Source organism: Vibrio marinisediminis (genome assembly GCF_014050145.1).
Taxonomy (GTDB): domain Bacteria; phylum Pseudomonadota; class Gammaproteobacteria; order Enterobacterales; family Vibrionaceae; genus Vibrio; species Vibrio marinisediminis.
On record NZ_JACFYF010000020.1, the window covers coordinates 1 to 20448 of the forward strand.

Genomic DNA, 20448 nt, shown 5'->3' on the forward strand with positions numbered 1-20448 from the left:
AGCCAAGTTCGACCCGACCAGCGTGGTCACGCCGGCTGGCGCATTAGGGGCTCTCACCATCGATGCCGATGGTAACTGGGTGTATAACGTCGACAACGCGGATGTACAATATCTGGCGCAAGACGAAACAAAAATTGAAACCTTCACCGTCGCCTCAGAGGATGGCACCACCCACAACATCGTTATTACCATCACTGGGGTTAACGACAGCGCCGTGATTTCAGGCGATGCAGTCGGCGCCGTGACTGAAGATGCTACCGACCCAGTGCTGACTGATTCGGGCGTGTTAATGCTCACCGACGCTGATACCGGCGAAGCCAAGTTCGATCCTGCTAGCGTGGTGACGCCTGCTGGCGCACTTGGCTCACTGACCATCGATGCGGATGGTAACTGGGTGTATAACGTCGACAACGCCGATGTTCAATACCTTACTCAAGACGAAACAAAAGTGGAAACCTTCACCGTGGCTTCGGTTGATGGCACCACGCATGACATCGTCATCACCATTACCGGTATTAATGACAGCGCGGTCATCTCTGGCGATGCGATTGGCGCGGTGACTGAAGATGATACCGATCCAGTACTCACAGATTCGGGCGTGTTAACGCTCACCGATACTGATACCGGTGAAGCCGAGTTCGACCCGACCAGCGTAGTCACTCCAGCTGGCGCGCTCGGCGCACTCACCATCGATGCGGATGGTAACTGGGTTTACAACGTCGATAATGCCGATGTTCAGTACCTTGCTCAAGACGAAACAAAAATTGAAACCTTCACCGTTGCCTCAGTCGATGGCACCACGCATGAGATCGTTATTACTATTACTGGGGTTAACGACAGCGCCATGATTTCAGGCGATGCCATGGGTGCCGTGACTGAAGATGATAGCGATCCGGTACTGACCGATTCAGGTATTTTAACCCTCACCGACGCTGATACCGATGAAGCCAAGTTCGACCCTACCAGTGTAGTCACTCCAACTGGCGCGCTAGGTTCTCTCACCATCGATGCCGATGGCAACTGGGATTACCAAGTAGACAATGCCGACGTTCAATATCTAAAAGGCGGTGAAATCAAAGAAGAAGTCTTCTCTGTCGCCTCTATTGACGGCACAACCCACGATATTAAGGTCACTATCAATGGTGTTAATGAAATTCCTGATGCCATGAATGACTCGAAAGTGACTCAAGAGCCTCGAATCAGACTCGATGAAGCACCTAGTTACGGTACGATGCAGTACAAAGTGGATAACCAAGGATGGCAGGACATGGTGGTAGGTGAAGAATACAGTGCCAACGCCCAAGTTCGCTTCGTACCTGATGAAACCACCATTCAGACGATGACCCGTGATATCAAGGTCGGTAGCTTTGATGCAAATCCTAATACCCCTGAATTTAACGGTCCAATTTCAACTAATCACTGGGGGACAGTCTCAGGAACAACCGCTGTCTTTGAAGAGAATGGCACCACCATTACCACCAAAAGCTCAAGTGGTTCACTCACTGCCTATAACACCTATGGTCACTTAGGCTCAGGGATTGGGGATAATGATAATAGCGGCTTAAGCCAAGGTGAAAAACTCTCTATTACTATTGATGGAGAAGATATTAACGAAGTCACCTTCCGTCTCAGTGGTTTAGGTAGTTATTTTGATGAAACCTCACCGAATGCAACTAAAGTAAAAATTACTGCTTTTGATGAAAATGGCGACCTGATTGATACCCAATCTGGCTATCGTCAGTCTGGTTCTTATGAAGATTACTACTCGTTTACCACCGACCGTCCGGTGAAAACATTTGAACTAACCACCTCGGGTAGTAACGGTACTTATGTGGTGCAAAACATGGTTATTTCGAAAACCTTAGCTGATGCCTTTGTACTCACAACTATACAAGCCGACAACTCAGAAACACCTAACCATGTTGCACTTGATTTAAACTACGACGATGCCGATATTACGCTTGATATGAGCGACAAAAAACTAATCGACAGCGACATTACCAAAGGTGAACTTTACGTCGAAGAGAGCGAGACCCTCATAATTGCAGCATCTGCATTACTTGAAAATGATAGCGATATAGATGGTGGAACACTCTCCATTACATCCGTACAAAATGCGATTGGTGGTACAGTCATTATTAATGGTTCTGGAAATATCGAGTTTACCGCAGGCGTAAGTTATGTGGGTAAAGCAACCTTTGAATATACAATTTCAGACGCGCAAGGTGGCAGCGATTCCGCTACGGTTAACATTAATGTCGGCGCGACAGACAACACTTATTCATGGTCTGATGATACTGTTGGAACAGACGATGCCCCAGGTCGTGCAGCCATCGATACGTTTGACACTAGCCAAGACATCATAGATTTGCGGGGTTTCGTATCGGCAAGCTCTGTCTGGAGTTCAGCCAATGTTGCCCAGAACGTGCAGTTCACTGAAGTGAATAGTGATACGCAAATAACTCTATTAGACAATAACGATGAGTTAGTTCAGTCCATCACCCTACAAGGTATTTCAATCAATGATTTTATCGGAACTAATGCAGCTGGAATGTCCGATGCCGAAGTACTAAGTCACCTTGTTTCAGAAGAGAAACTTCTTATTTCTGATACCTACGGTCATGAAGGTGATGATGTTCTTAGTGGTACAACCGGTGACGATGTCTTTAGAAGTGGCATGGGCAACGACACCTTCCGTATTCTTGCTGAAAATGCAGGCAGTAGTGCAAGCCCGACGACTGACACCATAATGAATTTCAATGTAAATAATGATGTGATTGATTTATCAGATTTACTTCCTGACTCGCCGACGACTCAAGATTTACTTGATCACATAGAGGTTGAGATTGATGACGATATTAACGACCTAACAGATACACCCACCACCACCCTCTCGGTTACTGATGAAAATGGAGGTGTAAGTAAAGTTGTGATGAATAATGTTGGCTGGAATGACCTAGGCATAAATGATACTGGAGCAGGTCAAGACACGATCATGGATAGATTGATCAGCCAACTCAATATCGTCAATGTCGATGGTTAGAAAAGCAAATCACAGCGGTTTACTTCTGATAACAATGAGCAGGTTCACAATTTCCCTGCTCATTGAACATCGAATCAATTAACGAGATTTTTTCATCATTGCAGCCAAGTCAGCAAACGGGTTATGAGTTGCTGTTTGGTGGTCATCTTGCCCAGGCTTTATCTCTGAACCATAGCGATCATGCTCAAGATATTTACTGTGCTCATGATCATGGCAGTACAAGCATAAAAGCTCCCAGTTACTGCCATCTTCTGGATTATTAGTATGGTCGTGATCTTTGTGGTGAACCGTCAACTCACGCAGGTTTGAATAAACGAATTCACGAGCGCAACTACCGCACACCCAAGGGTATAGTTTAAGCGCTTTTTCTCGATAGCCACTCTCGTTACGTCGATATGCAGCACTTGATCCGTAGAAATCTGAAGACATTAATATTGCCTCTATATTTATAATGATGCCGCGATATTATCACACACTAAACCGCAATTGGATGCAATTTGGCACTCAGTTTACCTAGCCAACAATTAAAAAAGCCGAGGCATAATTACCTCGGCTTTCACATCTTAAGCTAATAATTAAGCGCAGTAGTGCTTCGCAATATCAGCACCTAAACGTGCGTTATTCAGCACCAACTGAATGTTTGAATCTAGGCTATTGCCGCCTGTTAGTTCACAAACGCGAGCCAACAAGAATGGAGTCGATTCCTTACCTGAGATACCTTGCTCTTCAGCTTCTTTTAGCGCTGTCTCGATTGCATTCGTGATCAGCTCTGGTGCCATCGCATATTCAACTGGGATTGGGTTTGCCACGACAACACCACCTTTAAGTGCCATTTCCCACTTCGCTTTTAGCGCAAGTGCGATTTCTTCGGCGCTATCTAAACGGTAATCAATGCCGTGCTCGCTTTCACGAGTGTAGAATGCTGGTAGGCTATCAGTTTGGAAACCAATAACTGGAACACCTTGAGTTTCGAGGTATTCGCGAGTTAATGCTAGATCAAGAATTGATTTAGCCCCCGCACAAACTACCGCTACATCTGTATTTGCAAGTTCTTGAAGGTCAGCAGAGATGTCGAATGTCTCTTGTGCACCGCGATGCACACCACCAATACCACCAGTTGCGAACACTTTGATACCTGCCATTTCAGCCAAGATCATGGTTGCTGCTACTGTAGTTGCACCATCTTTTTTACCCGCTACGACAAATGGAATGTCACGGCGGCTTACTTTTGTTACCGCAGCACCCGCTTGACCAAGGTGGCGGATTTGCTCTTCGTCTAGACCTACTTTCAAACGACCACCGATGATTGCGATTGTTGCAGGCACAGCACCTTGATCGCGGATCGTTTGTTCAACCAATAATGCAGTTTCAACGTTACGTGGGTAAGGCATACCATGAGAAATAATGGTAGATTCTAAAGCGACCACAGGTTGGTTATTCGCAAGCGCCATTGCTACTTCTGGTTGAATATCTAGGTATTTCTCTAACATCTTGAGGTTTCCTCTAATAATCGTTGTACTGCATGTTCAGACATAGTCGAATTAATTGTTTTGTCAGCTTTAAGTGCCAAGCAAGCTGCTGCTAAGGCAAAGTCGACACTTTTTTGCCATGACCAATCACTCATGTGACCATGAGCCAAACCAGCCATTAGGGCATCTCCAGCTCCAGTCACGTTGTTGACTTGCGTAGCAGAAGGGGGAATAAATCTTTGTTCGGTTTCGGTACTCGAAAAGGCACCCAAATGACCAAGGCTAATCAATAGGCGCGTGACACCTTTTTTGTGTAAGGCGTCAGCCACACTTGGCAGTTGGTCCAGCGTTTCAATCTTAATACCAGATAGAAGCTCAGCCTCTAACTTATTCGGCTTTAGCGTATGGATTCTGTCTAAGTAAGGCACTAGCTTGCTTGCTTTAACCGAAGACACAGGGTCGACCAAAATAGGCTTATCACTATGGACACTAAATAGGTAATCCAACGCGCTATCGCATAGGTTCGCATCAAGAACGATCGCGCCCGCACGGCTCAATACACCATCGCGTGCTGCTAGCGTTTCAGCGTTCAATTCTTCAATCAAGCCCATATCGTTGAGGGCGATTTGCATTTCACCATCAGGTCCATGGATTGAAAGGTAACTACTGGTCGTTGCACCATTAACAATCACACAGTGATCAACGCCAACATTAGCAAGGTGACAAGCTTGTTTTAACTGCTCACCCCACTTGTCATCGCCAATTGCACCGATAAATTGAACTTTACTGCCCAAACGCCCGAGGTTATCGGCAATATTACGCCCTACACCACCAGCGCTACTGGTTAGTACACCTGGGTTTGAGTCACCAAGAACCAATTCATTGCTAGAGCGACCACATAAATCCATGTTCGCACCGCCAATCACAACAGCGTATCGCTCAGGAGTAATCACGTAGCCCTTTCCTTGAATGAAACCTTTACGAGTTAAATTCATAATATGCCCTGCGACTGCACTGCGGCTTAAACCTAATTTATCGGCCAGCGTTTGTTGCGCAATCATAGGATCTAATTTAATCAGCGCCAGAATTTCATTTTCCCGCTCTGTCATAGTGTCCTCACCAATGAATACCAACCAAGAAACCAAACTAATGTTTGCAATATAAACTTTTGTTTATTCATTACAAACGCAAGTGTTAGTAACTGTGATATGCAGCACAAATTAGCTGCGTACAGGTTTAATGCACGTAGATCAGTTAGTTAGAGGGATGAGTGTTATTTGAACACGGCTATGACACTGCTTTGAATAAAACAGTCGGTTACTCAAGGTAGGTTATTTTGAGAGTATAAAGGGGCTACTGAGGCGTCAACCATACGCTTACAGCAAGTAGGCAAAATATAGCAACACCACGTGTTGCAAACGAAAGTTCACGCTGCGTATGCTTATAAGTAAAATCGCGGATAGGTGGTAGAAGCAAGGCTGAAATGACGATACAAGCCAGAGATGCTGCAACGTCAAAGCGCAGTCCACTCACCCCCCAAACCCAAAATAACAGCCCAAAAAACCAGCTAAATGTTAGAAAAAAATAGTGCATCCCGCTCACCAAATTGCCTGACTATCGTACTGTTAATAGTAGACCAATAATGCAAAGCGCAACTAAATCAAATGGTTTAGTTCAGTTTGGTGACCATTTTTCTATATAAGAAATCAACGGCTTCATCTTCAGAAATGGATAAGGTGAGATCTGGCTCAATACCAACATTATCTATAGGTCCTAGTTGATACCAAACTCTTTTTTGCGACGGTATATTAAGAATATATTGACCTAAGATTTGGTGAGAAATGGGCTCGGCATAATCCAATTTCCCTTCTGTCACTGAGCCGAAGGTTGTGACTTTATCATTGCTCGACACCGCAATAATAAACTCTTCACCACTAAAACTAACGGTATCGTTTTGAAGAATATAAATATGTTGCAAATTACTCAGCGTCCTCATTGGATTTATAGCAGGCCAAGTGAATTCAATCCATGTGTTGGGATACTCATCCATTTCCTCTACGAGGCGACTAAATACTTTAAGCTGTTCAGGATATTGAGTAAGCCGATCTTCTGTTAGTAACTCTCGGTAGTAGTCCGTATTTTTAGTGGAAGAAAGAACATGCCATCTTGAATGGTAGTCACCAACGCCAATAAGCTCGACTGCGGGAAACATTGCAACGAAACTACCATTTCTATTTCCTCTAAGGTCAACAATCATCCCTTTCGCCAGAGTTAGTTTATGGCGATGTTGGTCAATTAACTCTCTAAATTTGTCTGTGTGACCTTGATGAAAAGAAGGCAACACAAATAAGACTACCTCGTTTGATAGCCATTCAATCTTTGGGGGGATCTGACTAGCACTAGAACTCACATCAAATGATTGCGCTGAGAGGGTAAAATGCGTTGCTTGCAAATGCGGGTCTGAAAAAGCGTCTAGCCATTGTAAGATAAACGGTAAGCAATCGGATTTTGCTGAATTCGCAATACGTTCATCCGTTTGAACTTTGGCTAATTCGACTAGGTCTCTAGTTCTATCTGAGAAGCCTACATAGTTTTCTTCGACTTTATCGACAACTATTTGCAGGGCGTGATGGCAAGATGACGAGCCAGCATAAGCAAAATTGATTTGCATAGAAAACGCATAGAACAATAAAAAAGAGTTAGCTTTAAACATCATCTACCCAGAACACCTTAACCATTTACCGTATAAATTATCACCAATTCATACATCGAAATTTAACATGTTCTATGGGGATATCATCAAAAGTCGTCGCGTGATTGACAAATTATTACACTTTCATTACAGATTTATTGCAGTTTATTTCTGAGTATCTTCGCCAATCTTTACCATACAACTTACGCACAAACCCTCTCGTTGCGATTGTTTCCATCAATGCTTAACAAAAATTAGCTCATCGGTGTTAAAGCCTCGCTCTTTAGCTTGGTTAAGAAACTCTCCCATCACTTCATCAGAGACGGTCGGTGTACGCGATAACAACCATAAATAATCTAAAGTCGGACCTGATACAAAAGCATATTGGTAGTTCTGCTTATCTAAACCAAACACTACATAAGAGCTATAAAACGGACCAAAAAACGAAACCTGCAAATAGCCAATATCATTATGGGTGACAAAATATGCCTCTCCGTTTGCCTGCTGCCACTCTTGGCTAAGCGGGTCATAACCTCGGTTTATTACTGCAATCCCGCTTTTTTCTAACTCTATGTACTCCGCAGAGACTCTCTCTAATCCTTCTTCAAATGAATGATCAAGCCGAGCAACTTCATACCATTTTCCTAAATACTGGCTGATTTCAAAATCATCAACCGGTTTTACTGTCTCTGGCATTCCGAGGCAACCGTTCAACATTAATGCGCCAAACAAGGTGAACACTAATCGCATAGAGCTATCCCTGAAAAATGAAAGCCGAATATTCATGCTTAGCATTTTTGTAATTCCTTTACTTAAAACCACAACAAAAGTCTCTACTACCGACTATAGACAAGCAGGTTAGCAGTTTGAATCACTTTAAACAGATAGCTGTACTCTTAATCATGAAATTTGGATAGTTTAAAAGGGTTTTGGGATCTACTTATCACTGTTCACACCAACGAATCGCCAAGCCCCTATGCTTGAGGGCTATCTCGTGTCTTGTTGATAGGTTATTAAGGCAAAAAAAGAGGAACCTAGGTTCCTCTAATGTTTTCCAGTCAATATCACACGCTACGCAGGGTCGTTGAGTGGTTCTTCTTCAACAACTGGCAGCACCTGTTTGACATATTGCCCTGGCGCTTTATCAATAACGGGATAGTTTTCGTTGCCTTGCGGGAAAGGCTCTACCTGCTCATCAGCATTAAAACCTAGCAACCATTGGTCCCAATGGCGCCACCATGACCCTTCGCTGTAACTCGCAGAGTTCATCCATTCATCAGCGCTGTCTTCCAAGCTTTCATTAACCCAATAGCCATACTTATTCTTATCAGGGTGGTTGACAATGCCGGCGATATGCCCTGATTCTCCAAGAACAAACGTCTTATTGCCACCCACTTTGAGCGCTCCGCGATAAGTCCCTTGCCAAAGAGCAATATGATCATCTTTAGTTGAAATGAAGTAACTTGGAATCTTGATTTTATCCAAGTCAATCCAAACACCACCAATTTTCACGCCTTTATCTTGTACCAGTTTATTTTCTAGGTAGAGATTACGCAGCATAAAATTGTGCGTTGGAGCAGTGACATTGGTGCTATCACTGTTCCAATAAAGCATATCAAAGTCGACTGGGCTCTGACCCTTCAGGTAATTATCAACATAATAGTTCCAATAGAGGCTGTTCTCTCTTAGTAAACTAAATGTCACACTTAACGAACGTCCATCCATATAACCTTTCGCGTTATTTTGAATCTCAATTGCGTTGATAATTGGTTCGTTAATGTATGCACCGACTTCTCCAGGCTGAGAAAAATCGAGTAACGTCGTAAAGAAAGTCGCACTCTTAATGCGCTTTTTCATACGTTTAGCCGCATAATAGGCAATCGTAGAGGCCAGTACCGTCCCGCCAATACAGTATCCCGCCGCATTGATCTGAGACTGCCCAGTGATGTCTTCAATGGCTGATACCGCTTTAACTACACCCTCAGTCACGTAATCACCAAACTCTACGCTTCTTTGAGCTTCTGCTGGATTGCGCCAAGAGATCATAAAGACACTATGACCTTGATTGAGCAGCCAACGTACCATTGAGTTTTTCTCTCGCAAATCCAAAATGTAGTATTTGTTTACGAACGGAGGCACGATGAGCAAAGGCGTCGCATTGACTTTCTCTGTTAGAGGGCGATATTGAATTAACTCGAAGAGTTCGTTTTTGAAAACAATGTCACCTTGCGTATTAGCAATGTCCTCGCCAATACGAAAAGCATTGTTATTCGTCATACGCACTTTCAGAATATCTGAGCTCGCATCTAAATCGCTTTTAAGCTGATCAAGCCCCACCAACAGGTTTTCGCCGTTTTGTTCGATGGTTAGTTTTAATAGTTCAGGGTTAGTAGCAATGAAGTTACTCGGTGAAAGCGCATTGATTGATTGACGTGAAAAGAAGATGAGACGCTCTTTGGTTTTGTCGTCTAAACCTTCAATGCTATTGATTGTCTCTAGATAGGTTTTACCAAACAATAGATAAGATTGTTTGATGAAGTTAAACACCAACTCATTACGCCAGCTTTCATTACTGAATCGTTTATCACCTTTTTCGGCTTCAACTATACAGTCCGTGTTGCCCGCAAGAACAACGTTCTGCCATATATCTAATTGCTGCTGCCACCATTGCGCTTGAACTTCCATTAACGCTGTAGGCTGATTTGCCGCTTTTTCAAACAGAAGTGCCGTGTCTTCTAAATTGACTTCATGCATTGCTTTATTAAGCGGGGTATTCACGAATTCCCTATTTTGTTCAAGATCTTCCCACCATCTTTGATTGGTTTTCTGGAGCTCAACAAGGTAATCCGAAAAGAAGTGCTGAAACATAGATAACTCCTTTGATCGAAAAAGCCGCCTTAAACAAGGCGGCGAACTTAGTCAGTGTTTATGCTGGGTTCACTGTCTTAAGGTTTTCCGAAGTAAGTTTCTCAACATCATCTTTAAACTCTTTTGCAATGTTCTGTAGCTTGTTGCTGTCTTCCGTCATTTGCTGAGATAGCTTTGATAACACATTAAGTTGCTGACTGTTAAACAAAGCAAAAGATGTCGCATCTTTGATTTCAGTCGCGGCTTTCATTTGCGTTAAACCCATTTCGCTATAAGTGCGTACAGCGTTCAATTGCAGCTCTGTCATCACTTCAACATTCTTAGTAACCAGCTTATTGAATTTGATATACGGTTCTAATTGCTTTTCAGTTTGATCATTAAAGTTTTTAAAAAAATCAGTGTACATGTAGTAACTCCTAGTTATTTATATTTAATTCCATTCGACAGATTTAACGATGACAGCGGTACCCATACCCCCGCCAACACAAAGAGAGGCAACGCCGTATTGGCCATTACTTCGGTTGAGTTCATGAATAAGTGTGACCAAAATTCGGTTGCCTGATGCGCCCAAAGGGTGACCAAGTGCGATTGCACCACCGTTTTTATTGGCCTTATCTAAGATGGCAGTGATAGGAAGATCATGCTCTTCCGCGAGCTGATGAATGACACCTAAGGCTTGACCCGCAAATGCCTCATTCAGTTCATAGACATCAATATCTTTTGCATTCAATTGCGCTTTAGAAAGTGCTTTAGTGACCGCAGGAACAGGACCTAACCCCATAATTTTCGGGTCAATACCCGCTTGGGCATAACCAACCACTTCCGCGATTGGGCGTAAGTTGTGTTTTTCGACAGCGGACTCGCTCGCTAGAATTACCGCGCTGGCTCCATCATTTATGCCTGATGCATTGCCCGCTGTAACACTGCCTTCTTTGTTAAAAGCTGGGCGAAGTTTTTCAAGCGCTTCTAATGTGGCGTTTACTTTCGGGTATTCATCAGTATCAAACGATACGATTTCACGACGTTGCTTCACTTCAACAGGTACAATTTCATCGACAAATTTTCCTGCTTCAATGGCTGCAACCGCCTTTTTTTGGCTTTCAAGCGCATAGCGGTCTTGCTGCTCACGAGTCAGACCGACTTCTTTAACCACATTTTCTGCTGTCACGCCCATGTGGTACTGATTGAACACATCAGTTAAGCCATCGTTAATGAGCAAGTCCGTCAGTGTCATATTGCCCATTCGTTGACCATCACGCACTTGGCTTGGCACGGTAAAAGGAATCTGTGACATCACTTCGACACCCGCGGCAACGATAATATCGCCATCACCAGAGCGTATATGGCTGACCGCATCCATGACTGTTTTCATGCCACTGCCACAAACCATATTAAGCGTGTACGCCGGTGTTGATTCAGGAATACCCGCGTAGACTGCGGCTTGGCGACCGATGTTCATGCCTTGCCCTGCACCAATTACGTTACCAACAATCACTTCATCGACCGCGCTTGCCTGTACATTTCCTTCCGAAAGTACCGCTTTAATTGCCACGGCGGCTAAATCACCAGCACTAATATTTTTTAATGAACCACCAAATGCACCGATCGGCGTTCGTTTAGCTGAAACTATGTATACTTTTTCCACAATTCACTCCTTATTGCATGTGTAGGCCGCCATTAACGGACAAGGTTTCGCCCGTTATATACGCACCGGCATCACTCACTAAGAAGCCAACCGCTTTTGCAATTTCTTCAGTACCAGCCAATCTACGCATTGGGATTTGATCTTTAATGTAATCCAATGCTTCCGGCTTCATCATTTCAACCATCGGAGTCATGGTATAACCCGGAGCCACAGCGTTAACTGTCACTCCGCTACGCGCACCTTCCGCCGCTAACGCTTTGGTAAAACCAATCATTCCGGCTTTAGCCGCACTGTAGTTGGTTTGACCAAATTGACCTTTAATACCATTCACTGAGGAGATATTGACTACACGTCCTCCCCCTTTTTCACACATAGTTGCGAACAATGGTTGAGTGACGTTAAATACACTATTTAAGTTTGTATCAATGACATCTTTCCATGATTGTGCTGTCATTTTTTTAAATACACCGTCTTTGGTGATTCCGGCATTATTAATAACGACATCAATGGTTCCTTCTTCTTCCAACAACTTAGCAAGTCGCTCTGCACATTGCTCAGTATCGGTAACATCAAGCTCAAACAAACGTACCTGTTCAGGGTTGAAGTTATTTTCGTCGAACCACTTTTGGGCGCATTCAAGCTTACCCGTGAAATGCGTAGCTATAACGCGGTAACCATCATCAACTAATTGTGAGGTAATAGCAGATCCAATCCCGCCTTTTGATCCGGTGATCAAAGCGATCTTTTTCATGTGAGACTCCATGTCAAACAGCAAGTTAAAACAATCCGTTTTTGAATTACATGCGAACACTTAAATACGTAAATTATTAATAATACGTCGTGTCGATATATTTATATGCGCTTCCTATATATTTAAAACTAATAGGCAATTGTTACATTTCAAATATTTTTTTGATTAAGATATATAAAGTTGCGCCAGATCTCATCACCATGAAATGTTACTCACATGTTAATGAGTTGCAACTCTCTGATTTATATAAAATTACCTAACACCTACAGCTAAGACCAGATAGATAAATCTATGAATTAAAAGTAGTTTTATCTTAAATGTTTTTTTTCACTAATTACCTACTCAACTCACTCACTGTCATCAATATAATTATTATTGCTGACATTAATATTAGTAAATATTTATCTGCATAGAAACTACATATATCATTTTTAAATATCATCGAACTATCGACTATAATCCCCTGTTTGAGTACATATAGTATAAATTACCCTGATATTTAGCACTAAAACCATATAAAAAAACCCAGCGTTAACGCTGGGTTGGCTAATACGAATCCGGATAATCCTTTAGGCAGTGGATGGTTCGATTCGATAAAAAATGGCAAATAACACGGGGACTACGACGAGTGTTAATATTGTAGCGAAACCAAGACCCGCCATAATTGTTATTGCCATTGAGCCAAAAAATGCATCAAACACGAGAGGAAGCATACCAAGTATCGTGGTCAAAGCAGCCATACTGACTGGTCTAACCCTCGATATTGCACTGTCAAATACAGCTTGATATTTATCTTTTCCTAAATCGAGTTCAATATTAATTTGATCAAGTAAAACAATACCGTTTTTCAAAATCATTCCACTTAAGCTTAGTAGACCAAGGAAAGCTGTAAAGCTAAACGGCATATTTGTAGACAAAAGTCCAATAGAAACGCCGATGACTGAAAGAGGTACCGTTAACCAAATGACTAATGGCTTACGCAATGAATTAAACAGTAGCATGGTGATAATAAACATTAATAAATAGCCCATTGGCAATGAGCCAAATAATGCATCCTGTGCTTCCTTAGAAGACTCATATTCACCACCCCAGCTAATATTGTAGCCTTGAGGTAAATCTAGCGACTCAATTTGCGGTTTAACTCGCTTAAAGAGCGCATCTGCAGTTTCATCGCTAAGAACATCATGGTCAGCCAATACGCTGAGTGTTCGCTTTCTATCTCGTCGTTGGATTAACGGTTCTTGCCATTGCAAATCCACACCATCAATTACCTGCTCTAACGGCACATATGTCTGTAATGTCGGGCTCCACAACTTTGCATTTGCCAATGAATCAAAGTCCACACGCTCTTGTTCCGTTAGGCGAACAATTATCGGCAACATATGTGTACCATCACGTAGAACACCAATCGGCGTTCCGCCAAAGGCCATCTGCAATGACTCTGAAAGGTCTTGTTTTGAAATACCTAAGCGACGAGCTTTAGACTCATTAAACAAAGGGACAATCTGTTTGGTTCGCTCGCGCCAATCATGACGAACATTTCGCGAGCCAGGATCAGCCATTAGAATATCTTCAACGTCTAACGCTATTTCACGCAGTACTTGAGGGTCAGAACCTGTTATTCGTGCTTCAATTTTTGAAGCTGGAGAAGGACCAAACTCCATTAACTTAAACTGAAAGCTCGCTGTATTAAATTTACTAGGCAGTTGCTTATCTAGTGTTTGTAAAATACCAAACATCGATTCTCTATCGACCGCTCGAACTTGCAATTGCGAATACGCTTCATAGCTTTTTTCTGGCTGATAGGTAAGTGCAAAACGCTGTAGCCCCTGCCCTGTTGATGTTGTAACAAACTCGACATCATCAATGGTGCGGATATAACTCTCTACTTTTTCGACTTGTTCAAGTGTTTGACGAATATCGGTACCTTCAGGCATCCACATATCAACATAAAACATAGGGGTGTTGGACGGCGGAAAGAAAGACTGTTTCACCAATCCAAAGCCTGCGACAGCAACGACTAATAAGACCGACATCAGCGCTACCGTCAACCAACGGAAACGCAGTGCAAACCTCAGCACGGCGCCAAAGATGGAAAACAATACGCCTTTATATGGATCAATCTCTTTATTGTTTTCATCTATGCTCTGGTCTTTAAACAATAAGTCAGCTAAAAATGGCGTTAGCGTTATCGCAGTAATCCAACTCAAAAATAACGAGAAGCAAAGCACCCAAAATAACGAGCCCATGAATTCGCCGGTTGCATCTTCCGAGAGTCCGATAGGAGCAAATGCAGTTATTGCGATGATCGTTGCGCCAAGCAGTGGCCATTGAGTTTGCTGAACAATACTTTTTGCCGCGTCTAGCTTCGTCTGACCTTTCTTCATCCCAACCAGAATACCTTCAACAACGACAATAGCATTGTCCACCAGCATACCGAGCGCTATGATCAGGGCGCCAAGAGAGATCCGGTGAAGCTCTATGTCAAACTGTTTCATTAAAATGAAAGTACCAAAGACGGTAAGCAGTAATACCGCACCAATAATGATGCCGCTTCGCACACCCATTGCAAATAGCAACACAACAATGACAATGACTACGGCCTGGGCAAGGCTAATCACAAAATCAGAAACTGACTTATCGACTTCATTAGATTGGTTATAGAAGTAGTCAATATTCAAACCCGCGGGCTTAATAGACTCCAATTCTTGGAGTTTCGAATCGATGGCTTTTCCGACTTCAACAACGTTCACACCCGATGCAAAGGATATCGCAAGGTTAATTGCAGGTTTACCGTTGTAGGTGACAATATTAGTCGGCTTTTCTTGAATTCCTCGAGTGACTGTTGCGATGTCTTTCAAGCGAATTAGGTTGCCAGTATTGCGCCCATGAATGATCAATTCTTCCAGTTCTTGTTCACTACTCATGGTTCCACTTGGGCGAATCACAACATTCTCGCCATTGAGCATCACTTCGCCCGCAGACTGCACGCTATTTTGGTTATTCAATAACCCGATAACCGTGGAAAGATCGAGGTTAAATGCCGCTAGTTGCGAAAGGGACATTTCAACAAACAACTGCTGCTGTTGGTCTCCGGCTATGTCTATTTTACCCACACCCTCTACCAATTCGAGATCACGGCGAAGGTAATCGGCATAGCGTTTTAGTTCAATGTAATCATAGCCCTCTCCCGTAAGCATTAGCATGATGCCGTATACGTCACCAAAGTCATCCATGATTTGGATCGAATTAACTCCGCTGGGTAGATTAGGCTTCAAATCGTTTATCTTGCGGCGCATCTCATCCCATATTTGCGGCAACTCGTCAGGACCGTAAGTCATTTCCATTGCCACCATGATCTGTGACATACCGTTAGATGATGTTGAGGTAATTTTGTCGATATACGGTAGCTTTCGTATCTCTTGCTCTAGCGGGTAGGTAAGCTCTTCTTCAACTTCTTGTGAATTTGCGCCCGGATAAGTCGAGATGATCATCGCTTCTTTGATGGTAAATGCAGGGTCTTCTAACCGACCTAAATCCATAAAGGAAGTCACACCGCCTACCGCTAGAATCACCAAAAATAACCAACTGATTACTTTGTTTTTAATTGAGTACTCCGCAATATTCACAGCGCCGCTCCTTTGATTTCCATGCCTGCTCTTAACTTACGTAAATTAGAATTTATGATGGTGTCGCCTTGCTCAATACCCTTAGATACAACAGCACCCAAACCAGTAATTTGATCAACAGTTATTGGGTAACGCTGCGCAAGATTGTTTTCTAATTTCCATACATAAAAATCGTTGTTGGACTCCCCTGAATAAATCGCAGTCATTGGAATCAGATGCCCATGCAGATTTCCCATGCCAGCGGAAACCATATCGACATAAACCGTGGCACTCGTTCCTGGCAATATCTCGGGTGTAATTTGTTCACGATGCAGCCAAAACTCATAAGATTGGCTTTGTGGATGCAATTCACTGGTGTGCTCTAAATAATGCATAGCCACACGTTTTTCATTTCCCGCAAATGACACTAGAGGTTGATAATTTCGGTTACGCCCGGTTGGGTCCATCATTGCTAATATCGAATCTGACACGTTGATTTTTACGTGCAGTTGATCTTCCTTGTAAAGTGTTAACACCACTTCCCCTGGAGAAATATTTTCATGCTTTTTCTTGTCGACAGACGATATCACGCCATCAAATGGCGCCTTAAGCCGTGAATATCGAACAAATGTTTTCGCGGTGTCACGCTGAGCTTTCGCCAGCTTAGATGTTGCGGAAAGCTCATCTAACTCTGCACTCGAGACCATCTCTCGCTGATAAAGGTCTTGTCCTCTCTCAAGCTGACGAGCCGCCAGTTCATAGCGAACTTGGGCGTTATCTAAGTTTTGCTTAAACTTGTCACTATTTACGGTCGCCAAAACGTCACCTTGTTTAACTCGGTCCCCTTCTTTTACAACGATTTGACTTAATTCACCTTCGACACGAAAAGACAAAGGGGTAAGATCCGCCGGTTCGACAACACCATTGAAGATACGAAATTGCGAAGAAATAGGTGCGGTAACCTCAAGTAATTCAACCACCAAAGGGGGTTTCTCGCGATGCTCCGCCTCGAATTGGCAACCAAGCAACAGGCTACTAGCTAAGAGAATCAAAGAAGTTTTTCGTAACATCATCTCTAAATCCCCTCTTCCTTGACCCAAGCTTTTACTTGTTGTCCTTCTGTTAACTGATCCACCCCAGTTTCTACAATTAAGTCACCCGCCTTCAGACCGCGAATCACTTTTCCTTGCGAATTTAAGTCAACGTGAATAGTGCTCAATGTGTGTGTTTCCGATGAAAATCGATACAATGCGCCATGCTCGTTTGACTTAGAGACCCACGCAGATTCAACAATATCTACGCCTTCTTTACTTTCCGGTTTAACTAGATGCACTTGCCCGGTCATTCCAGAAAACAAGTTTTGATCTAATGGGCGTGCAATGGTGACGCTGGCGCGATAGCTATTAATATCACGGTCCGCCGTGGTCGATATCTCTTTAAACCTTGCTGGTATTTGCGCTTGTTTATGTGTATCCATCGTCACACTGGGTGAGGCATTGGCAATACGGTCTAAGCCATATTGGTCGATGTAGCTAACGGGGATATTGAATACAACATCCATCACCGAATTGTTAATTAGATTGAGTACAGGTTGGTTTGTGGTGACGACTTGATGCTCTTGTACGTGAGAGAATGAAATTACGCCATCAAATGGTGCTTTGATTTGGGTATACGCCAAATCAGTCTTAGCTTGAGCTAACGCAGCTTTAGATGCTTTATATTGTGTTTCTCGCTGGTCAAAAACATCCGCACTGATTAGTTTTTTTGCGAACAGCGCTTGAGCACGCTCATAGGCAGTTAGTGCCAGTTCGTATTCTGCATTCTTTGCATTAACAGCCAATTGGTAATCAAGAGGGTCTAATTGGCTAAGCAGCTCGCCCTTTTCTACTTGTTGACCCATTTTCACTTTGATTAGCTCGATTTCACCCGACACTTGAAATGACAGCGTAGCCCTTTCTGTCGCGTCGATCTCTGCAATAAATGAATCATATTGTTGCGCCGCTGAGTCGGGAACTTCAAATAGTTTCACCGGTTTCACTACGAATTCTGTTTCCTCAGAATTCGCCTGATTACACCCTGCTATGAACAATGCTATCCCACTGATCACAACCACTCTTGCTATATTAGTTTCAACCCACTTCCTGTAATTCATCTTAATAACTCTTTTTATTGCACGCTCGGGCAGTATAAAGATTTTAATTTTGAGATCAAACTTTATTTTCCAGTCGTGCAGTAAATATTTCTTGGTGAATGTTGATGCCATTTCTGGTAAAAATAGAGCGAAATTTTTGGGTTGGTATTTTTAGATGATCGAGAGAAAACAAGGGCGTAGAAGCGCGCAGGATGCTGTCAAAACCAAAGGAGAAATCCTTAGGGTTGCCGCGAATATGTTTTGTACATTGGGATACGAACGGGTATCGCTACGAAATATTAGCGAACAGGCGGGTGTTTCTCATAGTTTGATTCGTCATCACTTTGGTAGCAAAGAAAAAATTTGGTATGCAATTAGTGACTGCTTGCAGGAGTTTATGATTGGCTACATTCGAACCATCATCGACAACATGCCTGAAAAGCTACCTGCAAATGAGAAAATGTACATTTTTGCTGTACGTTTACTCGCCCACATGCTGATGAACAAGCAGCCAATTCAGCTGATTGCCGACGCAGTGCGTCAAGAAGATGCTCTCTTTGACTATTTTGTTGATCAATCCGGCGAGATCCAAGCGGTGGTTGATACTATCGCGGATGAGTACAATCAAGAGCACCCAGATACACCAATTAAGGTATGGGAAATAAAGTGGCAAATGATTATGTACGCACATGGCGCTGCCAGCATGGCACCATTTTTACTGCAAACTTGGTCTGAAGAAACTAATGACATTGATCAATGCCTATTAAACCACTGGCAGATGTTCAATCAAATCATGGCGCATCGACTACAAATACCTGTAGAAAAACGCCTAACACCGAATACGGTAGCTGAACTCGTCTACCCTTGTGAATGCGCACTTTAATTACCCGCCGCAATTAGAATTAAATGTAAAAAAGCCAGCTTACGCTGGCTTTTTTTATTCAGGTTGACCGATTTTAACGACGCTTACCGCGATTTGCGTGAATTTTCATCTTCGCTTTCATTCTACGTTTGTCTGAAGAGCGCCCTTTACGTTTTGGCGTTGAATCATCACTGATCTCTTCAATCAAACTCGGTTCATAACCTTCAAGCCATTCTTGAGGTAATCGAGTATCAAGCAAGCGCTCAATTGCCTCTAACAAGTATTCTTCATCGCGGCTCATCAGAGAAACCGCTAGTCCTTTTTTACCCGCACGACCTGTACGACCAATTCGGTGTACATAGTCTTCCGCTTTAAAAGGCATATCAAAGTTAACAACTTGTTCAAGTTGATTGATGTCGAGCCCACGCGCAGCGACATCTGTCGCAATCAAAGCCCTCACATTACCTTGTTTAAAGTCATCTAATGCTTTTTGGCGTGCACCTTGGCTTTTATCGCCATTAATCGATACCGCTTTAATACCATCAAGCTTAAGCTCTTTGGCAAGTTCATCACTGCCTTGCTTCGTCTTAGTGAATACCAGTACTTGTTGCCAGTTACGCGAGCCTATCAAATAAGCCAGTAGCTCTGCCTTACGTTTTTTATCAACAGGGTGGACCATTTGCACCACGGTATCTGCGGTACTATTTTCTGCCGCAACCTGAACCTCTTGTGGTTCATTCATCATGCGGTAAGCAATGTCTTTGATTTTTTTATCAAAGGTTGCCGAGAAGAACAGCGTTTGGCGTTTCGGACTCATTTTAGACAAAATGCGCTTTAAGTCTGGCCAAAACCCCATATCAAGCATGCGATCGGCTTCATCCAGCACTAGAACTTGAGTCTTCAACAATGAGATGTTCTTACAAAAAAGATGATCAAGTAGACGCCCAGGCGTCGCAATTAAAATGTCACAACCACTTTGAAGATTTTTTACTTGCACACCCATACTGGTACCACCATAAGCGGTAACAATCTTCAGTTCGGTATTTTGCGCATACGCGGTCATATTATCGAATACTTGTTGTGCCAGCTCTCGAGTAGGAACAAGTACCAGCGACAATACATCATTGCGTTGTACATCTCTCACCACATTTTGCTCTAGCAAACGCTGAATAATTGGCAAACCAAAAGCGGCCGTTTTACCGGTACCAGTTTGAGCTCCGGCTAAGACATCTTGCCCCTCTAATACGTAGGGAATGGCTTGTTGTTGAACGTCTGTTGGCTTCTCAAAACCAAGTTGTCCTAATGTCTTAACCAAATAATCGGCCAGACCAAGGTTTGCAAATGCTTGTGACATATTTTCCGTTACCTAATCTTTGAAC

At 43.1% G+C, this 20448-nt stretch carries 15 protein-coding genes; 2 read left to right on the forward strand and 13 right to left on the reverse strand.

All coding sequences use genetic code 11. From position 1 onward, the window contains the following. Nucleotides 1-3043, forward strand: a 3043-nt coding sequence (locus H2O73_RS18700; RefSeq protein WP_182110442.1) for a VCBS domain-containing protein, incomplete at its 5' end; no start/stop codon positions are given. A gap of 78 nt (nt 3044-3121) precedes the next feature. Here the strand turns inward: H2O73_RS18700 and H2O73_RS18705 are convergent. The 12 genes from H2O73_RS18705 to H2O73_RS18760 all read right to left on the reverse strand — a co-directional run bounded on the left by H2O73_RS18705 (nt 3122) and on the right by H2O73_RS18760 (nt 18228). After that, nucleotides 3122-3472, reverse strand: coding sequence for a YajD family HNH nuclease (locus H2O73_RS18705; protein WP_182110443.1), 351 nt, complete (start codon nt 3470-3472; stop codon nt 3122-3124). Between the two features lie 146 nt (nt 3473-3618). Then, nucleotides 3619-4533, reverse strand: a complete 915-nt coding sequence (locus H2O73_RS18710) for a pseudouridine-5'-phosphate glycosidase (protein WP_182110444.1) — start codon at nt 4531-4533, stop codon at nt 3619-3621. Then, a complete protein-coding gene (locus tag H2O73_RS18715) occupies nt 4527-5621 on the reverse strand; it encodes a PfkB family carbohydrate kinase (RefSeq protein ID WP_182110445.1) in 1095 nt (364 codons plus the stop codon). The genes H2O73_RS18710 and H2O73_RS18715 overlap by 7 nt, the downstream gene beginning before the upstream one ends. 560 nt (nt 5622-6181) lie before the next feature. Then, nucleotides 6182-7228: a S41 family peptidase gene (locus tag H2O73_RS18720; protein ID WP_182110446.1), complete on the reverse strand. Its 1047-nt coding sequence runs from the start codon at nt 7226-7228 to the stop codon at nt 6182-6184. Between the two features lie 213 nt (nt 7229-7441). Next, nucleotides 7442-7954, reverse strand: coding sequence for a lipocalin family protein (locus H2O73_RS18725; RefSeq protein ID WP_182110447.1), 513 nt, complete (start codon nt 7952-7954; stop codon nt 7442-7444). A 321-nt stretch (nt 7955-8275) separates the two neighbouring features. Further along, nucleotides 8276-10072 carry a class I poly(R)-hydroxyalkanoic acid synthase gene (gene phaC / locus H2O73_RS18730; RefSeq protein ID WP_182110448.1) on the reverse strand — a complete coding sequence of 599 codons (1797 nt, stop codon included), beginning with the start codon at nt 10070-10072 and terminating at the stop codon, nt 8276-8278. A 58-nt stretch (nt 10073-10130) separates the two neighbouring features. Further along, nucleotides 10131-10478 carry a phasin family protein gene (locus H2O73_RS18735; protein ID WP_182110449.1) on the reverse strand — a complete coding sequence of 116 codons (348 nt, stop codon included), beginning with the start codon at nt 10476-10478 and terminating at the stop codon, nt 10131-10133. Nucleotides 10479-10502: 24 nt separating this feature from the next. After that, nucleotides 10503-11717: an acetyl-CoA C-acetyltransferase gene (locus tag H2O73_RS18740; protein ID WP_182110450.1), complete on the reverse strand. Its 1215-nt coding sequence runs from the start codon at nt 11715-11717 to the stop codon at nt 10503-10505. A gap of 10 nt (nt 11718-11727) precedes the next feature. After that, a complete protein-coding gene (locus tag H2O73_RS18745; protein WP_182110451.1) occupies nt 11728-12468 on the reverse strand; it encodes an SDR family oxidoreductase in 741 nt (246 codons plus the stop codon). Nucleotides 12469-13037: 569 nt separating this feature from the next. Then, complete coding sequence (locus H2O73_RS18750; RefSeq protein ID WP_182110452.1) at nt 13038-16097, reverse strand: efflux RND transporter permease subunit; 3060 nt, start codon at nt 16095-16097, stop codon at nt 13038-13040. Continuing rightward, nucleotides 16094-17149 carry an efflux RND transporter periplasmic adaptor subunit gene (locus H2O73_RS18755; protein WP_182110453.1) on the reverse strand — a complete coding sequence of 352 codons (1056 nt, stop codon included), beginning with the start codon at nt 17147-17149 and terminating at the stop codon, nt 16094-16096. The genes H2O73_RS18750 and H2O73_RS18755 overlap by 4 nt, the downstream gene beginning before the upstream one ends. A 2-nt stretch (nt 17150-17151) precedes the next feature. Beyond that, nucleotides 17152-18228: an efflux RND transporter periplasmic adaptor subunit gene (locus H2O73_RS18760; RefSeq protein ID WP_182110454.1), complete on the reverse strand. Its 1077-nt coding sequence runs from the start codon at nt 18226-18228 to the stop codon at nt 17152-17154. Nucleotides 18229-18382: 154 nt separating this feature from the next. On the opposite strand from H2O73_RS18760, the gene H2O73_RS18765 reads away from it, so the two are divergent. Continuing rightward, nucleotides 18383-19090 carry a TetR/AcrR family transcriptional regulator gene (locus H2O73_RS18765; protein WP_182110455.1) on the forward strand — a complete coding sequence of 236 codons (708 nt, stop codon included), beginning with the start codon at nt 18383-18385 and terminating at the stop codon, nt 19088-19090. Nucleotides 19091-19163: 73 nt separating this feature from the next. Here the strand turns inward: H2O73_RS18765 and H2O73_RS18770 are convergent, their stop codons facing one another. Beyond that, nucleotides 19164-20423, reverse strand: a complete 1260-nt coding sequence (locus H2O73_RS18770; protein ID WP_182110456.1) for a DEAD/DEAH box helicase — start codon at nt 20421-20423, stop codon at nt 19164-19166. Nucleotides 20424-20448 lie beyond the last annotated feature (25 nt).

Bases quoted from the DNA above. Each gene is read 5' to 3' on its own strand.
- H2O73_RS18715 (WP_182110445.1), bottom strand. From the start codon at position 5,621: ATGACAGAGCGGGAAAATGAAATTCTGGCGCTGATTAAATTAGATCCT.
- H2O73_RS18710 (WP_182110444.1), bottom strand. From the start codon at position 4,533: ATGTTAGAGAAATACCTAGATATTCAACCAGAAGTAGCAATGGCGCTT.
- H2O73_RS18705 (WP_182110443.1), bottom strand. From the start codon at position 3,472: ATGTCTTCAGATTTCTACGGATCAAGTGCTGCATATCGACGTAACGAG.
- H2O73_RS18725 (WP_182110447.1), bottom strand. From the start codon at position 7,954: ATGCGATTAGTGTTCACCTTGTTTGGCGCATTAATGTTGAACGGTTGC.
- H2O73_RS18755 (WP_182110453.1), bottom strand. From the start codon at position 17,149: ATGATGTTACGAAAAACTTCTTTGATTCTCTTAGCTAGTAGCCTGTTG.
- phaC (WP_182110448.1), bottom strand. From the start codon at position 10,072: ATGTTTCAGCACTTCTTTTCGGATTACCTTGTTGAGCTCCAGAAAACC.
- H2O73_RS18760 (WP_182110454.1), bottom strand. From the start codon at position 18,228: ATGAATTACAGGAAGTGGGTTGAAACTAATATAGCAAGAGTGGTTGTG.
- H2O73_RS18720 (WP_182110446.1), bottom strand. From the start codon at position 7,228: ATGATGTTTAAAGCTAACTCTTTTTTATTGTTCTATGCGTTTTCTATG.
- H2O73_RS18770 (WP_182110456.1), bottom strand. From the start codon at position 20,423: ATGTCACAAGCATTTGCAAACCTTGGTCTGGCCGATTATTTGGTTAAG.
- H2O73_RS18745 (WP_182110451.1), bottom strand. From the start codon at position 12,468: ATGAAAAAGATCGCTTTGATCACCGGATCAAAAGGCGGGATTGGATCT.
- H2O73_RS18735 (WP_182110449.1), bottom strand. From the start codon at position 10,478: ATGTACACTGATTTTTTTAAAAACTTTAATGATCAAACTGAAAAGCAA.
- H2O73_RS18765 (WP_182110455.1), top strand. From the start codon at position 18,383: ATGATCGAGAGAAAACAAGGGCGTAGAAGCGCGCAGGATGCTGTCAAA.